The sequence below is a fragment of the Serratia symbiotica genome (assembly GCF_000821185.2).
GTDB classification, from domain to species: domain Bacteria; phylum Pseudomonadota; class Gammaproteobacteria; order Enterobacterales; family Enterobacteriaceae; genus Serratia; species Serratia symbiotica.
The window spans coordinates 1-15,854 of the sequence record NZ_CP050857.1 but is presented as its reverse complement, the minus strand read 5'-3'; the positions used below and the strand labels follow the sequence as shown (position 1 = coordinate 15,854).

The 15,854-nt window shown below is 62.3% G+C and carries 12 protein-coding genes; all 12 read left to right on the top strand.

Translation table 11 applies throughout. The features are described 5' to 3' along the window. The first annotated feature begins 21 nt into the window (after positions 1 to 21). The 12 genes from SYMBAF_RS16810 (at position 22) to SYMBAF_RS16755 (ending at position 15,854) form a co-directional block, all read left to right on the top strand. Entirely contained in the window at positions 22 to 642 is a 621-nt protein-coding gene (locus tag SYMBAF_RS16810; RefSeq protein ID WP_052447705.1) for a hypothetical protein, read from the top strand. Further along, positions 614 to 3,667, top strand: coding sequence for a conjugal transfer protein (locus SYMBAF_RS16805; RefSeq protein WP_040264744.1), 3,054 nt, complete (start codon positions 614 to 616; stop codon positions 3,665 to 3,667). Before SYMBAF_RS16810 ends, SYMBAF_RS16805 begins: the two co-directional genes overlap by 29 nt. Before the next feature lie 22 nt (positions 3,668 to 3,689). Further along, positions 3,690 to 4,910 carry a conjugal transfer protein TraW gene (traW, locus tag SYMBAF_RS16800; protein ID WP_040264745.1) on the top strand — a complete coding sequence of 407 codons (1,221 nt, stop codon included), beginning with the start codon at positions 3,690 to 3,692 and terminating at the stop codon, positions 4,908 to 4,910. A 34-nt stretch (positions 4,911 to 4,944) separates the two neighbouring features. Beyond that, on the top strand, positions 4,945 to 5,691 hold the full coding sequence (locus tag SYMBAF_RS16795) for a prepilin peptidase-dependent protein (RefSeq protein ID WP_237162999.1): 747 nt from the start codon (positions 4,945 to 4,947) through the stop codon (positions 5,689 to 5,691). Continuing rightward, positions 5,666 to 6,244 (top strand): conjugal transfer protein TraX, encoded by a 579-nt coding sequence (traX, locus tag SYMBAF_RS16790; RefSeq protein ID WP_052447706.1) that lies wholly within the window; start codon positions 5,666 to 5,668, stop codon positions 6,242 to 6,244. The genes SYMBAF_RS16795 and traX overlap by 26 nt, the downstream gene beginning before the upstream one ends. 65 nt (positions 6,245 to 6,309) lie before the next feature. Beyond that, a complete protein-coding gene (locus SYMBAF_RS16785; protein ID WP_040264747.1) occupies positions 6,310 to 8,451 on the top strand; it encodes a DotA/TraY family protein in 2,142 nt (713 codons plus the stop codon). Positions 8,452 to 8,517: 66 nt separating this feature from the next. Continuing rightward, positions 8,518 to 9,174 carry a plasmid IncI1-type surface exclusion protein ExcA gene (gene excA, locus SYMBAF_RS16780; RefSeq protein ID WP_152609077.1) on the top strand — a complete coding sequence of 219 codons (657 nt, stop codon included), beginning with the start codon at positions 8,518 to 8,520 and terminating at the stop codon, positions 9,172 to 9,174. Positions 9,175 to 9,288: 114 nt separating this feature from the next. After that, entirely contained in the window at positions 9,289 to 10,509 is a 1,221-nt protein-coding gene (locus tag SYMBAF_RS16775; protein WP_052447707.1) for a secretion/conjugation apparatus DotM-related subunit, read from the top strand. A 3-nt stretch (positions 10,510 to 10,512) separates the two neighbouring features. Next, on the top strand, positions 10,513 to 11,529 hold the full coding sequence (locus SYMBAF_RS16770) for a thioredoxin domain-containing protein (RefSeq protein WP_052447708.1): 1,017 nt from the start codon (positions 10,513 to 10,515) through the stop codon (positions 11,527 to 11,529). Between the two features lie 12 nt (positions 11,530 to 11,541). After that, positions 11,542 to 13,725 (top strand): F-type conjugative transfer protein TrbC, encoded by a 2,184-nt coding sequence (gene trbC / locus SYMBAF_RS16765; RefSeq protein ID WP_040264749.1) that lies wholly within the window; start codon positions 11,542 to 11,544, stop codon positions 13,723 to 13,725. 60 nt (positions 13,726 to 13,785) lie between these two features. Further along, positions 13,786 to 14,316 (top strand): phospholipase D family nuclease, encoded by a 531-nt coding sequence (locus tag SYMBAF_RS16760; RefSeq protein WP_040264750.1) that lies wholly within the window; start codon positions 13,786 to 13,788, stop codon positions 14,314 to 14,316. A 638-nt stretch (positions 14,317 to 14,954) separates the two neighbouring features. Next, positions 14,955 to 15,854 (top strand): hypothetical protein, encoded by a 900-nt coding sequence (locus tag SYMBAF_RS16755; protein ID WP_040264815.1) that lies wholly within the window; start codon positions 14,955 to 14,957, stop codon positions 15,852 to 15,854.

Here is a 15,854-nt window from a genome sequence, read left to right as displayed (position 1 = left end):
CCCGGCCTGTAAGGACTCCTCATGTCTGTTTTTGATGCACCCGCCCCGGCAGGCGGGCTGCTGCCACTTGTGCCGGATATCAGCGGCGAAGACGACCCGCCGCGCCCGGTGCCGATGACGGCCGGGCCGGCCTGCTGTGGCTGCGCCACCCATGCACAGCGGCTGTGGCAGGGGCCGCATGCCCTGCCCGTGTGCACGCTCTGCTGGCTCACCGGTCATCTTGACAGTCCCACGGCCCTGCACGGGCACCTCGCGTGGCTCCCGGATGCGCCCGCCGCTGACCTGATAAATCTGCAGCGGCGGGCGCTGATTGCGCTGCGCAGTGATGACCGCGCCACCCGCAGGGACGGTCGACGCGTGTGGAACTGGTTGTCCCGCCATGCGCGGGAAGTGGTGAACATGTGGGGCACCGCACGGGCGTCAGAGTTCGCCCGCGCGATGCAGCGACTGTCACCCGCCCGCCGCAAGGCCATGCAGCACCGCCTCGAAGGCTGCGTGCTTATCCTTCCCCCTGATGTTTTTGACGACCTGACCCTGCTGTTGCCAGAGGGCCGCACGGCGGAGAACGCGGTGCAGACGCCTTGCTGGCAGACCTACACACGGAGCGACCTGTATGCCAAACCGCCTCATCCGCTGGACTGAAGATGTCATCACCGCTGTTACGCGCTTTGCCGTTTCCCGTGATCTGCCTGACTACTGTGACCTGCAAACAATTATCCGCTTGACTGACGACGATCGCGTTCACAATCCCGACCTCATAGCCCCCTATATTATGGTCACGCATAACGGCGACTACCTGACGGTGTACGAGGTCGTTGGCAGCTATCGCGAGTCAGACGAAACGCTGCCCGAAGGGCAGACGGATGCCTGGCAGGGGCGTCTCGCGCGCATGACCGAGGCCCTGACAGCGCATTACCGTAAAACCGGGCACAAGATCAGTCTGGTGCACGAGTGCGATCCGGACGGTGGGCGCGCGGAAATCCAACACCTGCTTGCCCCCCAGTACCGCTCGCTGACGCGTACCGGCCTCGACCTGGCGTATCTGCTCGACGAGCAGGTAGAGAAACTGGCCCCCTGGGTGAACCGCGAGCGTACCTGGCTTGTGTGCTACACCGGGCGCGGCGTGCTGGCCGGGCACGAGCTGCGCGACGAAAACGCGCGGCTGGGCGAGCTGATCAAGGCCAGTCCGCCGGCCGCTTTCGGCCAGAACCCACTGCTCACAGACCTGGCGGGTCTCAAAATCCGTCACGACGCCTTCATTGCCCAGGTGGAGCGTGCCTTCGGCGACAGCGGCAAGGGCGTGCTGCTCCGTCGCCTTGATGCACACGAGGTGGGCCGCGTGCTGCGCGCGCAGACCGACCCACTGGGCACCGGGAATGACTGGCAGCCGCTGTTGCCGGACGACCCCGTGATGCCGCGAGGGGTGCGTCAGGGTAAGGACGTGACGGCGCTGCTGGCCCCCTGGCTGAACGTGCAGGTGATGGGAGCGGGTGTGCAGCAGATCCGCAACAACATGCTGGAAATCAACGGCGTCTGGCACGGCACGCTGGCCGTCAGCCTCGGGCCGCAGGATCCGCAGAGTTTCAGGTGTTTGCGCAAGCTGCTTCCCCGTGGCGTGCCCTGGCGCATTCGGCTGGATCTGATGCCCGGCGGCATGCGCAAGCTGGGCCTCAAGCACGGCGTGCTGGACTTCACCCAATGGGTGCCGGGACTCAAGCCTATCTGGCAGTCGGTGTCACTGCTCGCGGCACGCGACAGGCACGACCCGGTGTGTGTGATGAGCATCACTGTCGCCACCTGGGGCGATTCGCCCAAAACGGTGACGCGCAATCTGACGCTAGTGAAACAGGCGCTGGACTCCTGGGGCGTGTGTGGCGTGACGCAGACCTTCGGTGACCCGGTGCGTGCGTGGGTGGCCACATTGACCGCCTCATCGGCGGCGAGTGGCCCCTGTCTGCTGTACCCGCCCCTGTCAGCGGCACTGAACCTGCTGCCCTTGACCCGGCCCGCCTCGGCGTGGAACGAAGACGGCAACGCCCTGTTTCCAACGCCCGATGGCAAAATCATGCCAGTGGGGCTTGCCACGCCGAAGCAGACCAAACTCACCACGATTCTGGCGGGCGACTCCGGGGGCGGCAAATCGGTGCTGCTCAACCGGCTGACCACCATCATGGCCACGAGTGCGAATCATCACCTCCCCTTCGTTTCAGTGACGGATAAAGGGCTGAGTGCAACGGGCATGGTCTCACTGATGCGATCGGCGCTGCCGCTCGCGCGGCAGGACGAGGTGCTGAACATCATCCTGCGCAATGAGCCGGCGTACTGCCGTAACCTGTTCGATATCCAGCTCGGCCTGCGCGCGCCGCTCGGCTACGAGGAAGACTTCATGACGAACCTGCTGACGGCACTGTGCATCGATCCGGCCACGGGTGATCCGCCTAACAGCAAAGACACCGGGGTGATCCTGCGACGCCTGGTGTGCGAAGCCTTCAACGCCGCCCGCAACACGCCACGTCGTTACGAGCCTGGTCTGGTGCCGGAGGTGGATCGGGCGATAGAGAAAACCGCGCTGTGGGACAGGTTTCCCGACTACCGCGAAAACTGTAGCTGGTATGAGCTGTGCGATGTGCTGCAGGATGTGGGGGAAACGCTTGCCGCGCAGCGGGCGCAATTTCAGGCGGTGCCGGAACTGGCAGACATGCCCCCGCTGCTTGGCAGCGCGGATCTGACCAGTATCTACGGCACCATTGAGCGTGACGGGAGCCGGGAGTTGCTTGTCGACTACCTCGCCCGCTGTCTGCGCGACGCCTGTCGCCAGTATCGCATGTTTGCGGGCCGCACGCGGTTCATGATCAGTCCGCAGGCGCGGGTCATCAATGTGGATCTGCAGTATGTGGTCGGCAAGGAGACCAGGGTCGGTCACCTGCAGACCGGGATCATGTTCCTGTTTGCCGGGCATATCTCGGGCGGCGACTTTGTCCTGCCCCAGTTTGCCGGTGAGCTGTTTGCGGGGCTGAACCCACGTTGGCATGCGCTGCACAGGGCGCGCGTGGAGCAGCTTGACCAGGAGGTAAAAACCCGGGTGTACGACGAGCTGCACAACGCCAGGCATGTGCCGTTTATCTTCCCGATGCTGGAGACCGCTGACCGCGAGCAGCGCAAGCACGGCGTGCGCACGGTGCTCTCATCCCAGTACCTGCGTGACTTTCCGGAGGCTGTCCAGCGCTCCGCCAACTCGGTCTATATGGTGGCGGTCGATCCGGATGATGAGGCGGTGCTGCGGGATCGCTTCCAGGTTCCTACGGTGACGCTCAGGCGATTCATGCGCATGGGCAGTGGGGCCGCGGCGGACGGCAGCGGCGTGCCCTTCCTGGGGATTTTTAAAATCAAGGGAGGGAGCACGCTGGCGCATATCATGAAGCATACCGTGGGGCCGCAGGAACTGTGGGCGCTGAGTACCACGCCGGAGGACAGGGCGCTGCGCGAGATGCTGGAAAAAGACGTGGGCGATGAGACGGCACGACGCATCCTCGGGCGTTTTTTCCCCGGCGGCAGCGCGGCGAAAGTCATTGCGCACCGGCGGCGCACCACGGGTGAGATCAGCAGCGACAACGCCATTCGCATACTGGCGGACGAACTCGTCAGGCAACAGGGCTATGACCTCTGAACCCGTCAGGAGGATCCAATCCATGAACAGAGCATTACACGCAAGCGTGCGGCAAGGGCTGCAGGCGACCTGCCTGCTCGCCGCGCTGACCCCACAGGCTCAGGCCATGGCGGTCGATGTTGTCAGCAGTCAGCCGGTTGAGCAGCAGGTGATGCCGGCGCTGCGAAAGATACAGGACACGCTCGGCGAAATTCTTTCGGCCGAGACCGAAACCGGTACGGCGGTGGTGCAGTCCGGCGAAAAGATCACCACGGCCATCACCGAGACGGCACGCATGCAGCGGGAGGCGGACAATTTTAACCGCCAGGCAGACCGGCTGGAGAAAGCCCGTAAGGCCTATACCCTGCCGGACAGTATCTGCAGCGAGTCAGCATCGGGCACGGCGGTACAGGTAAGCCGCGCCACACGGGCGGCGGCGTCACGCCTGACCTCGGGCGGGGGCGTAAGCAGCCCGGCTGTGCGGGATACGCTGGCCAGTCTGCCGGTGTCGCCACGGCAGGGGAGCTATCGCAGTGCCGCCATACACGCGGCCTACTGTACGGCTGAGGAGGCCAGGGCGTACGGCGGCACGGGGCTGTGTTCAGGTGTGTCACCGCTGCCGGGTGGTGATACCGAGATACGCTCCCTGCTGGATGGCGCGGGGCCGCCTGGCAAGGTGCCAGACCTGACGTTTACACCCCAGCAGACGGACGCGGCGATGGCGTACCTCAGTAACACGGCGCGCCATAACGCGGGCCGCTCGCCGGGCAAGGGGGAGATCCAGACCGCCACCGGGCAGGCGTATCAAGGGTTGCTGACGCAATACAAGGCCATCCAGAGCGCGGCGGCGCAGCCGCAACTGGATATGGTGGCCGCGAGCCAGCCGCTGGCGGCCACGCGCGAGGCACTGAGTGAAGCCCGTCAGACACCGTCCGCCGAGACCTATTACCAGCAGACCGCCTCGGCGCAGGTGAAGCAGACGGGCGAGATGAGCGAACGCGAGTTCGACGCCTTCGAGGTGGGACGCCGTTATGCCAATACTGCCTGGGTCACCGACCTGCAGGCCATGAGCGGCGATAACCTGCTGCGCGAACTGGCGCGCCAGCAGAGTCTGGGCAACTGGCTGGCATTAGGTATCAAAAACGAGCTGAGGCAGGCAAACATTCTGGCGGGCCAACAGCTGGCACTGGCCGCCAGGGCGGACTATGCCCCGCAGTTGCAGGCGCTGTCTGCACAGATGAGCGCGGGCGTCACGTCACCGTGATGACATCAGGAAAAAAAGGGAGCAAAAAATGACGATGAGCAGCGTATTCGTGCCAGACAGCCACGCGCTGACTGCGGCACTGGACGCGGCTGACGGCCCATTACTGGTGCTGGATCCGTGTGGTGAACTCTGGACGCAGTTCTGGCAGGCGAGCCGCTGGCGATGTTGGCAGGCCTGGCGACTGATGCCCGGCCAGACGCCGGAGGGAGACAACTGGGACGTTCTGCGCGAGCTGCAGGGGGTGAAGGCCAAGGAGGGGGTAGCGGCGCTGGCCGGGGCGCTTTTTCCCGGTGAGGGGCCGGCGTCGCTGACGCATCGGCTCATGGTCTGCATACTGACCTTTGCGGAGGACACCCGCTGCTGCGCCGATCTGCCGACGCTGGCCGGGCGGTTGTGGGCGGTTATTGCCCGCTGGAGTCGGCAGTATCGCGTTCACCCGGCATTGCAGGCAGCCCAGACCCTGCTGACGCAGTGGGGTGCCGGTGAGGCGGCACAGGCTATCCGTGAGCGTATGGCGGTTTATCACCATCCACACGTGGCGGAGACATTCCTGGCGGGATACGGATTCCGGCTTGAAACGCTGCGCGCCCGGCCTGGCCAGATACTTTTCCTGACACCGGGGATCCGCTGTCTGGAAGATCCCGCATTGATGGCGGTGTACGCCTTTATTACGGGGGCGCTGCGCGCGTTGAGTGTGCTGCACTATCAGCCCTTCACGCTGTTTCAACCGACATTGACGCATCAGGGGGCGGGCCATGAAGACAGAAAGCAGGGGGCGTGATCGCCTCCCGGAGGAAAAACCGCCCGTACCGATTGCGAAACGTGCAGGCTGGTTTGCCCTCAACGTGCTGGTGCCGGTCTCCGACATCGCTCAGGTTGGGCGCTACACCGGCCACAACGTTGCCCGGCTCTGGCAGCGTATCCGGACTGTCACGTCGTGCCGGGCTGTGGATGACTATCGTCCCGCCAACTGGTCTCAGGCTGTGGCGGACACCGGCCTGCCGGCCTCGACGCTATACCGGCACTATCGCTTCAGTCTGTGGATCTGGTGGGGGCTGATGTGGCTGACGGCCCTGCCGGCCATCGGGCTCCTGCTGATGCTGGTGACAGCGGGGGGGAGCGTTAGCCCGACTGGCTGGCTGCGCATCGGCAGTGTGTTACTGGTCATGGGATTGCTGAGCGCCACCGGTTTTGTGCAGGCACTGGGAGTAAACTACCGGCTGTGGCAGTTGGACGCGCAGCGGGTTTCGGCGTCAGAGCAGGGCGGGTTTCAGGCCTTCCTGCGGGAGACGCGCTGGTGTCGCCGGGTACTCACCGCCGGTTTACGGCGATAGCCCATTGCCTGCCGCCCCTCGGGCGATTTCTGCAGTCTCACCTCTCACATTCCTTAAGGTTTACCATGAAGCTACTGAAACCCCTTCAGGCGGCGGCGCTGCTGTGCGCCGTATCCTGCCCGGCGTTCGCCGCCGATGTGGACTATCAGACCATCAGCGATGCCGCACAGAAGACGGGTGACCTGTCCAGACAGGCGCTGGTGATGATATTTGGGGACGTGGTGCTGTCCCCTTTCCAGCCCGGCCAGCCCACGCTGATAGGCTCGCTTTTCGCCATGCTCAACGGCGTGCTGTGCACGGTGGCGCTGGTGTGGTTCCTGGTCGTGACCCTGAAATCGCTCTACCAGGGGGGGCAGGAGGGGCAGGTGTTTCGTAGCGGGCGCACGATGTTGCATCCCGTGATGAGCTTCGCCGGCTTTATCACCCTGATCCCCACGGCGTCGGGCTGGTCACTCTCCCAACTGGTGATGCTGTGGGCGGCCTCGACCATGGGGATCGGCGGGGCGAACCAGCTCACCGACAAGGCGGCGGACATGATAAGCAGTGGCATGTCCCTGGTCGTCCCGCCTACGGCTCCCGCGACCCGCTCGGCCGCGCGGGCCGTGTTTGAAATGAACCTCTGCAAGTACGCCACCAATCGCGAACTGGCCATGCTCTATCAGGACGGACAGGCGCGCACCCTGCCCATGGAGACGAGGGGCGGTAACGGATCCTACCTCACTGACAATGGCAGCGCGCGCTGTGGAAGCGCCCGTATCCCCAAAACGTCAGAAGGGGGGCTGGAGGGGAGCCTTGCGTCTCCGGTCAATACCGACAACGTGACGGCCGCCGAGCGGCAGGCGCTGGACACCCTGCAGTCGACGCTTGACGCCGCAGCGGGGGCGTTTGTTGATACGTACCTGAGTCGCCGCGACCAGGACACCGGCACGCTCGCTGACGCGGAAACCCTGATCCAGACGGCGGCCGCCACCTATGAACACACCGTGAACCAGGCATTGAACCAGCTGAATTACCACGCGGCCCTGCAGAGCCAGTTGACCACCCAGTTAAAAGCCCGGGGCTGGTTGTCGCTGGGTGCCTGGTATCACACCTTTGCGACGGCCAACAGCAAGACCAACGCGGTGGCCAATGCCTCGCCGATCACCACCGGGCCGGGACTGCAGGGCGAAACGGGCACCGGGGATCTGTATCATCAGGTCTTTGCAGCTTACCGGGCGCAGGTACAGAACAGTCCTTACACCGCGCCGCTGGGATCGCAAACCTCCCCTGATGATGGGGCGGCGCTAAGCGCCACTGATCCGGATGCCGTGTTTGTTGGTTTATTTAGAAGTCCAATTCAGCGTCTAACCAACTTTTTCGCGACAAGTAAAATAGGAACCTATGGAGATTTTTCTGATCAGGTTAACCCACTTATCAAGATGCAGACCATTGGAGACTATACCCTGGGCGTGGCAGAAAGCGCCCTGACGGCCTACTCTCTGACGCTGGCGGCCGCCTCGACGGCGGACAACTCGGTGCTGGGTGCCATCGGTAAGCTTACCTTTATCAATCTGCCCGCCGTGGTCAAGGATGTCCTGACCGAGCTGTCTCCCCCGTTTTACTTCCTGTTGCTGTTGCTGTTCGCGATAGGCTTCTCGCTGGCGGTTTTCCTGCCGGCGGTGCCGTTCCTGTACTGGATGGTCGGGGTTTTCAACTGGCTGGTGAGCGTCATGGTGGGGTGTGCGGCGGGGCCGATGTGGTCGGCCACGCACCTTGGAGCCGAGGAGGACAGGGGGAGTCGCAGCGCCTATGGCTATATTTTCCTGATCGACATGATGTTGCGGCCCTCGCTGATGGTGTTGGGGTTCTTTTTTGCCTCAATGGCGGTGATGGCGGGCGGCACACTGCTAGACCTGCTGTTTGGTTCGGCGCTGGCCAATGCCAACGCTGACTCCATTATTGGCCTGTTCAAGATGATAGGCTGGTTGATGATTTATGCCCGTATCGCCACCTTCGGAGTGACGCGGGTGTTTGGTTTGCAGGCCATGCTGGCCGATCATGTCATTACGTTTCTGGGAGGGGCGCGCATGGCCGGTATCATGGGTGGCATGGTGGATGACGTCAAAGGGATGTTTGTTCAGGCGGGGAGCGACTCACGGAAAACACCGGGACTGCAGGATGCCCCCAACCGCGACTTGCAGCCGGGCAACCAGGATGGTGTACGGTAACTACACCTGGCATTATACCCAGGTTAGGGTATAATTTAATCAGAAGAACTGTGGCAGGAGGATGCCATGCAAACCGTACAACGACATGATAATTGGCTGGATTTTATTTGGGCACTTGTTCGAATGCTTTACTATTTTGTCTTGCTACCGTGTGCATTACTCTTTTCAGTAATTACACTACCTATTGTTATAAGCAGTTCTTTCAAACTATTCACCACTGACTATTTCCTATTGACTATGTTGTGGCTGACGATATTGATTCCTCTTGCTATACGTCGCTGCAGCTTTAGAAATCAACGTCGTAAACTTGAGAAAATGGTTGCTTTGCTTAGCCGTCCTGACCGATTCAGTCCACAGAAACAGCATCAGGTGATGGATGTCGGTGACGGCAAGTATTTCGGTATCGATACGCGGCATGGCACCCTCCTCTATATCCATAGGGTGAAGAAAGACGTCATCGATGTCATCGGCCTGTCCATGAAGGACTGGACCAGACGCCAACTGGAAGGTAGCGCGTTGCGTCTGTACACCCGGATGCCCGATATGCCGGTACTGAGTATCCATGCGCATCCGTCGGTGGCCAGGGTACTGTTTGATACCCTGGACGCGATGAGTCACAACCATTATGACGATCCGTTCCCGGACGCCTGGCCGGAATACGTGAAGCAGCAGAGCCGCTTCATTGAATTTGAGCACGACGTGGTGGTGCCGCAGGTGGCCTGAGCGCCCATCAGGGCTTGAATCAAGGCTTTTCGACTGACACCGGCTCCGTGCCGGTGTTTTTTCGTCATTATTTCAGCAGGCCGTTCGTCCCGGCTTCCCTTTCCGGATCCCCTTATGCAAACGCCCTATCCCAGTGCCGCCGGTCATAATGAGCCGGCTGTGGCAGTGATCACGCTGTGCCTGTCCGCCGTGCTGTGCTGGCTCTACTTCGCCGACCTGGTGCACTGGAGCTGCTGGTTGCTCTACTGGCTGTGGCGGTTCACCGACTTTCCGCAGATCCACCACTACGCGGCTCAACGCATCAACCTGCTGGCCATGACCGGCAACGGGGCGACGACCGTCAGCGTCAGCACGTGGCTGGCTGTCATGAACGGCACTGCCCACATTCTGCTGGTGCCCTGCTTCCCCCTGCTGATGTTGGCCGGGTGGGGAGTCGCTCGCCATCCGGCGCTCGGTTTTCATAGTCGCCGCTGGTTAACCATTCACACGCTGCCGCGTGTGATGGTCACCTTCGCCCCTTCGGTGATCCCGGTGCTGGCAGGCCACAAGGGTGATGGATTGATGAACGACACCACGCCTGAGAACGCCTGGGCGCTGACACCGGAGGATTTTGCGGCGCAGCACGGCCTGGTTGGCCAGCGTCTGCTGGATCGCGAGGCGGCCCGTGCCATTTTTGATGCGCAGACGGGGCCGGCGATGACGCCGCCTGACCAGTGGCAGCCACATGAGCGGGCCTTGCTCGCCGTCTTCGGGCTGCAGGTGTTTGCCGATGACCGCGCGGCGGCCTCGACCCTGCTTGATGGCCTGAATCGTTCCTGCCTGGTACGCCGTCCCTTCCGGGCTCCGGTGTTCCGCAGCCAGCCCGACTGGTCAGTGTCAGAAGCACAGGTGGCGCGAGTCCTGGCCTGTGCAGGGGTCAGCGACTGGCTGGCCACGCACGGCACGGTGCGCTCGGCGCTGGCCGGGCTTTATGGGCGTGATCTGCGTCTGCCCCCGGCCCGTTTTCGCTGGCTCAAGGGGATCGACCGGACGCTGTGGTACGGCCTGCAAACGGCGGACGCGGCAAAAGTCTTCGTTGAGGGGGCGGGTATCGTTGCCCAGGCCCGCGCGGAGCAGCAGGCCTGCCGGCTTGGTCTGCCCCGTCCGCCGCTGATGACGGATCAGGCCGTGGCGGGGCTGCGTATGGAGCTTGAGACCCTGGGTCTGATCCATGCCCGCGATAGGCGGCCGCCACGACCTCAGCCTGAACACGACACGTTTTCCCTGGACGCCCTTTACCGGCCGCAGGACACCACGACTGTTTCATTCAATGGCGGCAGGCCCGCCCCGGAGTGATTGATGAAAACGCCCCCTATTACCGATCCGTTCACCGTTGAAATCTGCGGCGGCCTGCTTGTGGCTCGCCAGCACGGCATCTGCCTGTTTACCTTGCGCCTGCGTGACCTGCCGGGCCTGGTGTTACATCGCGATGGACTCCATGCGCAACGGACTCATGGCGCATTGACGCCCCTGTACCGTGGCGACGATGCCGTGACGCTGCTGAATCGCCTTACGGTGGCACTGGCCACGGTGGAAAAAAGCCGTGTCTGGCGTCGTCGCCTGATTGCCGGGCTGGCCGCCCTTCTTGCCGGGGGGATGGCCCTTGTGCTGACGCTGTCATTGTGGGCGGTGTTGTCGCCGGTGGATGATCGGCCCTCACAGGCAAGGGAGCGTGTCCGGATAAACGACCGCCCCGGGATAAAGCCGCTCCGGTCAGCGGTGTCCGCCGGGGGGAACCCGGCCGCCCCGGATAACTGGACGCTGTCGGCGTCAGTGCGCGCCCACCTGCCCGCCAGGCTCGGCCATGCGGCGTCGCGCGGGCTTTTTACCGTGCCCTTGTCCACCGGTCATGCGCGCACGCTGTATGTGTTTGCCGACCCGGCGTGCATCAACTGCCAACGGATGGAGCGCCATATTGAGACCGCCGCCGGCCGTGTCAATGTGGTGATTTTCCCGGTCACGTCCGTTGGCGGGACCGACTCCCTGACCCGGTTGACCCCGGTGTTGTGCTTGCCGGCCGCGTCGCGGGCGGGGGCTTGGACGTCACTGTTCGCGGCCGACGTCGGCATCGCCGTGCCGGGACAGGAGGCGGGACACACGGCTGACGCGGCACATTGCGAAACCGCCACGGCGGCCCTCGGTGTTAACGACGTGGCCTTCCGCGCTTACCGCCTGCCGGGCACCCCCTGGATCTTGTCCGATGACGGCCGCTACGTTCCGCAGGCGGTGCTGAGCTCGCCGTCTGCACTCGACGCATTTCTGGAGACACCGGCACCGCCGGGCGCGTCTGGAATACCCGCTACCCCCACGTCCTGACAGGAAAAAAATATGACAGACATTCCCACTGCGCTTGATCGCGACCGCGTCAGGCGGCGTGTCGGCAACCCCTGGCTGGGTGACCTGCTGGCAAAACCGGGTACGCTGGCGTGGGGCCTGTGCACGGTAGTGGCCGGCGGTATGGTTTACCCGGCGACGCTGCTGTTTAGCCTGCCGGTGCTGCTGTTCTGGTCACTGGTTTCCGTACTGGACGATCGCTGGCAGATGCCGATGCGTATGCCCACCGACATGACCCGGGACGACCCCTCCACCGCCCGGCAGGCTCCCACGAAAATGCTGGGGTTTTTGCCCATCACGCGGATGCGTATTCACACTGATCGGGCCGCCGGTATCCTCTACGCAGGCCATCTGCGAGGGAAGGATGCCGGTCGCGAGCTCTGGTTGTCGATGGAAGATCTGTGCCGGCACGTCCTGATGTTCGGTACCACCGGTGCCGGTAAAACCGAGACCCTGCTGGGGTGGGTGTTTAACGCCCTGTGCTGGGGCAAGGGCGTGATTTTCTCTGACCACAAGGCGCAGAACGATGTGGCGCTGGCCGTGGCGTCACTTGCCCGGCGTTTTGGGCGTGAGGATGACCTGCGTACCATGAACTTCATCACGGGCGGGCGCTCGCGGGCGCAGGAGCTACTGGAGGATGTCAGGGGACGCCCCCAGACCAACACCACCAACGCCTTTGGTATCGCGCAGGAAACCTACATCGTCAACCTGATGGACGCGATGCTGCCTAAAACCGGCAGTGGTGATGGCAGCTGGCAGGAAAAGGCGCGTGCCATGAATCAGGCGCTGATTTTTGCCCTGGTCTACAAGTGTCGACGCGAAGGAACGGTGATGTCACAGCGTACCATCCAGTCACACCTGCCGCTGCGAAAGATGGCCGGGCTATACACGCAGGCGGTTGAAGAGCAGTGGCATGAAGATATCTGTCGGGTCCTGGAGAACTACCTCAGTACGCTGGCCGGCTTCGACATGGACAAGGTCGCCACCCCGTCTGAATGGGATCTGGAAGCGCTCCGCCAGCATGGCTATCTGATGCAGCAGTTTACCCGCATGCTGAGCCTGTTCAATGACACCTATGGCCATGTCTTCGCCCGTGATGCAGGTGATATCGACCTGCGCGATGTGGTGCACAACGACCGCATCCTGACCGTACTGGTGCCGGCACTGGAGATGTCAGCCAATGAAGGGGCCACGCTGGGGCGTCTCTATCAGTCCCAGTTGGCCATGATACTGAGTCAGGATCTGGGTGAGAAACTGGAGGGGCGGCCGCAGGATATCATGAAGATCCGCAAGTTCATGGATCGGTTTCCGTTCCTGTGGATCATTGATGAAGTGGGGGCGGGTTATAGCGAAAAGCTGGGCGAGCTGGCCACGCAGCTCCGCTCACTGGGCTACTGCCTGCTGCTGGCTGGTCAGGAGGTACAACGCCTGAAATCAGCGGCGGGCGACGAAATCTGGACGCTTGTCGCCAATATGGGCATCCGCATTACGGGGAAGATCCGGGATCCGAAGGACACGCTGGAAATCCTGCAACTGATGGCGGGTACGGAGTACCGGCCGGAGATGCAGGCCATGGTGCAGCAGGCGGGCCTGACGGGCAGCCACTGGCGTGACGATAACCGGCTGATCCTGCGTGAGCAGAAAAAAGTGGAGGTGGAAGAAGTGCAGGCGCTGCAGGAGGGGGAGAATGTGACCCTGTTTAACGGCACCCTGCTGCGTTGCAGCGCGTTGTATATCAAGGATGCGGACAAGTTTGCATCGGAGGCGGTGCGTATCAACCGCTTCGTGGAGGTGGCCCCGCCAACTGAGGCAGCCCTGCTGGCAGCGGCTCCGCTCAGGCAGCGCCGCGGCTACGTGCGTGCCGAGCGGGTGCAGCATATTCTGCGTGTCCTGGACAATGAACCGGGATCGCAGGACACCGGCGGCCTGGTGCTGACCGACCCGGCGCTGGCGGCGGTCTGTGAGTTTGAGCTTGAATGTGAATACAGCTGGTCGCGTCCGCCGTCTGCGGCGGTGCGTTCGGCCGTACTGTGGCGTATGGTCCTGGCCAGCCTGCCGAAACGGGGTCGGGGTTACCGCGTCCGTTTGCGCGAACCCCGGCGGTTGACCACGAGCATCAAGGCAATCCAGCAGGCAGAGCAGTATCATGTGGTGCTGACAGGGGCTGCCGATGCCTGATATTGCTCATGAATAAAAGATTACGAGTGACAAGGTCACGTAACATCAAGGAAAACAGGAATGAGAAAACACCTATTTATCGGGGCGCTGATGGCGACCCTGATCTTGCCTGCGGGCGCAACCTGGGCCACGCCGTCCTTTGATGTCGGATTTTCACCGGAGGGAACTGCGCAGCAACGGGTTATCCGTTTACTGGCGGAGGCCCAGACGAGCATTCGGCTAATGGGCTACAGCTTTACATCGCCAGACGTGGTACGCGCCCTGATGGCTGCCCGCCGGCGCGGCGTGGACGTCAGGGTGGGGGTCGACGAAAAGGGCAACCGCAGCAAAGCCAGCCAGGCGGCGATGAACCTGGTCGTTAATGCCGGGATACCGCTGCGAACCAATGACCGTTACCCCCTCCTGCATGACAAGATGATTGTCACCGATGGCCAGAATCTGCAGGTCGGCTCCTTTAACTTTACACGGCGTGCCCGCGCCAATTCCGAGAACGTCCTGGTGGTGCGTGATGTGCCGGCGCTGGCCCAAATCTATCTGGCGCACTGGCAGTCACGTTGGGATGAGGGAGCCGACTGGACTTCTTCCTACTAGTCTGTGACTTCCGCTGGGTATCACCCGCCCGCCTGCGGGTGATATGCCCCGGTCTGCCTGCCCTGCTGCCCACCCTACCCTGCCTGGCTAATTTCACCCCGTATGCGCTGTATTTTTCACCATAATAGGGGATCGGGCTGGATCAAGGGCGATTTAGCAGGTATGCTTTCTGGCACGCGCTGTAATATTGTTGACCAATATCAGCCTAGCCGGACGGGATCATGTGTGTGGTGGCTGTATTCTGGCCTTATACCGATGTGTGCCCCCGTTTTCCGGACAGCGGAACAGACTTGATGGATGGGACGTATCCTTAAACGTCCGGGAGACGCGGCCTGGTTTAACCGGTCGCCGAATGCAAAAACCCCCCGATTCTGTGTCAACTTGGCGGCTGAATCAGATATCGAGGGGTCGTAAGCAGGCTGCTGGCCTGTGAAGGATTATAACGCATGCCTATCAGAAGACAACCCCTGTCCGCCATAAGATTGGGACAGGGTGAATGACAACAGTGTAGCGCTTCAGGCGCCCCCCCGTTTTCATATCGCCCGACCCGGCGTGGCGAGACCAATCGCCAGCGTAAAGGTCAGACCAAAACACACCGTAACCACCAACCCCACTTTACCGGCAAACCGCCGCGCGGCATGGCGTCTAAAGTCGTGGCCTGCATTCGTCACCATGACTGGCGGCGCAATACAGACCTGATAGCGCTGCGCCAAAAGGGCTATACGCCCTACTCGCGGATGTTTGACCGGTCATTTCAACCGAAACCCCTGCGCATCACCGCCCGCTCCGAGAGTCGCGAGGCGCTCAGCGCCCTGTCACTGGTGCTGGCGGCGAACTGTGACTACAGCCCGGACAGCGAGTATATGTTTGAAGTCATGCTGCCGGTGGAAGAAATGGCGCGGCGCATGGGGGTACTGCATGTGTATGACAACGGTCGCAAGGCGTATGACGTGCTGCTCAATGCGTTGCGTGTGCTTGAGCAACTGGATTACGTGGTGGTTCACCGTGACCGCGACAGCGATTCTGGCCAGCACAAGCCGATGCGGGTTTTCCTGACGGAACGCTTTTTCACCTCACGTGGGATGACCGTCGAGAGCGTGCGTCAGTGGCTGCATAACTACCGTCAGTGGGCGATAGCGGCGGGCGTCGCCGAATCCCTGCGGGAGAAATATGAACGGCATCAACTGAAGATGGCCCGCCTGGGGATTGATATTGACCGCTACCATTCGCTGAAAAACCGGCTAAAGAGCATTAAACGCTGGGTGGTCAGCCCGGAGCTGCGTGCCGAGAAGCAGCGTATCATCGCAGAGATTGACGCGTCGCTGGTCGGTCACGCACAACGCCGCGCGTCCCGTCGCAGCAGCGACACGCGTTACCAGCAAGCCTGGTGGCGCTGGACGGCCAGTGACGCCTGTACACCGGTGATGCGCCTGAAAATGGAAAGCGCCCTGAAAACGGAATTCCCCCACCTGCAAACCACGGATGCTGAACAGTATTACCGACTGCTGCTAGAGCGTGCGGGTGTTCCCCTGCCGTAA

What these genes read in the sequence shown, in the direction of transcription:
- SYMBAF_RS16755 (WP_040264815.1), top strand. Translation starts at nt 14,955, where the DNA reads ATGGCGTCTAAAGTCGTGGCCTGCATTCGTCACCATGACTGGCGGCGC.
- SYMBAF_RS16770 (WP_052447708.1), top strand. Translation starts at nt 10,513, where the DNA reads ATGAAAACGCCCCCTATTACCGATCCGTTCACCGTTGAAATCTGCGGC.
- trbC (WP_040264749.1), top strand. Translation starts at nt 11,542, where the DNA reads ATGACAGACATTCCCACTGCGCTTGATCGCGACCGCGTCAGGCGGCGT.
- excA (WP_152609077.1), top strand. Translation starts at nt 8,518, where the DNA reads ATGCAAACCGTACAACGACATGATAATTGGCTGGATTTTATTTGGGCA.
- traW (WP_040264745.1), top strand. Translation starts at nt 3,690, where the DNA reads ATGAACAGAGCATTACACGCAAGCGTGCGGCAAGGGCTGCAGGCGACC.
- traX (WP_052447706.1), top strand. Translation starts at nt 5,666, where the DNA reads ATGAAGACAGAAAGCAGGGGGCGTGATCGCCTCCCGGAGGAAAAACCG.
- SYMBAF_RS16810 (WP_052447705.1), top strand. Translation starts at nt 22, where the DNA reads ATGTCTGTTTTTGATGCACCCGCCCCGGCAGGCGGGCTGCTGCCACTT.
- SYMBAF_RS16805 (WP_040264744.1), top strand. Translation starts at nt 614, where the DNA reads ATGCCAAACCGCCTCATCCGCTGGACTGAAGATGTCATCACCGCTGTT.
- SYMBAF_RS16775 (WP_052447707.1), top strand. Translation starts at nt 9,289, where the DNA reads ATGCAAACGCCCTATCCCAGTGCCGCCGGTCATAATGAGCCGGCTGTG.
- SYMBAF_RS16760 (WP_040264750.1), top strand. Translation starts at nt 13,786, where the DNA reads ATGAGAAAACACCTATTTATCGGGGCGCTGATGGCGACCCTGATCTTG.
- SYMBAF_RS16785 (WP_040264747.1), top strand. Translation starts at nt 6,310, where the DNA reads ATGAAGCTACTGAAACCCCTTCAGGCGGCGGCGCTGCTGTGCGCCGTA.
- SYMBAF_RS16795 (WP_237162999.1), top strand. Translation starts at nt 4,945, where the DNA reads ATGAGCAGCGTATTCGTGCCAGACAGCCACGCGCTGACTGCGGCACTG.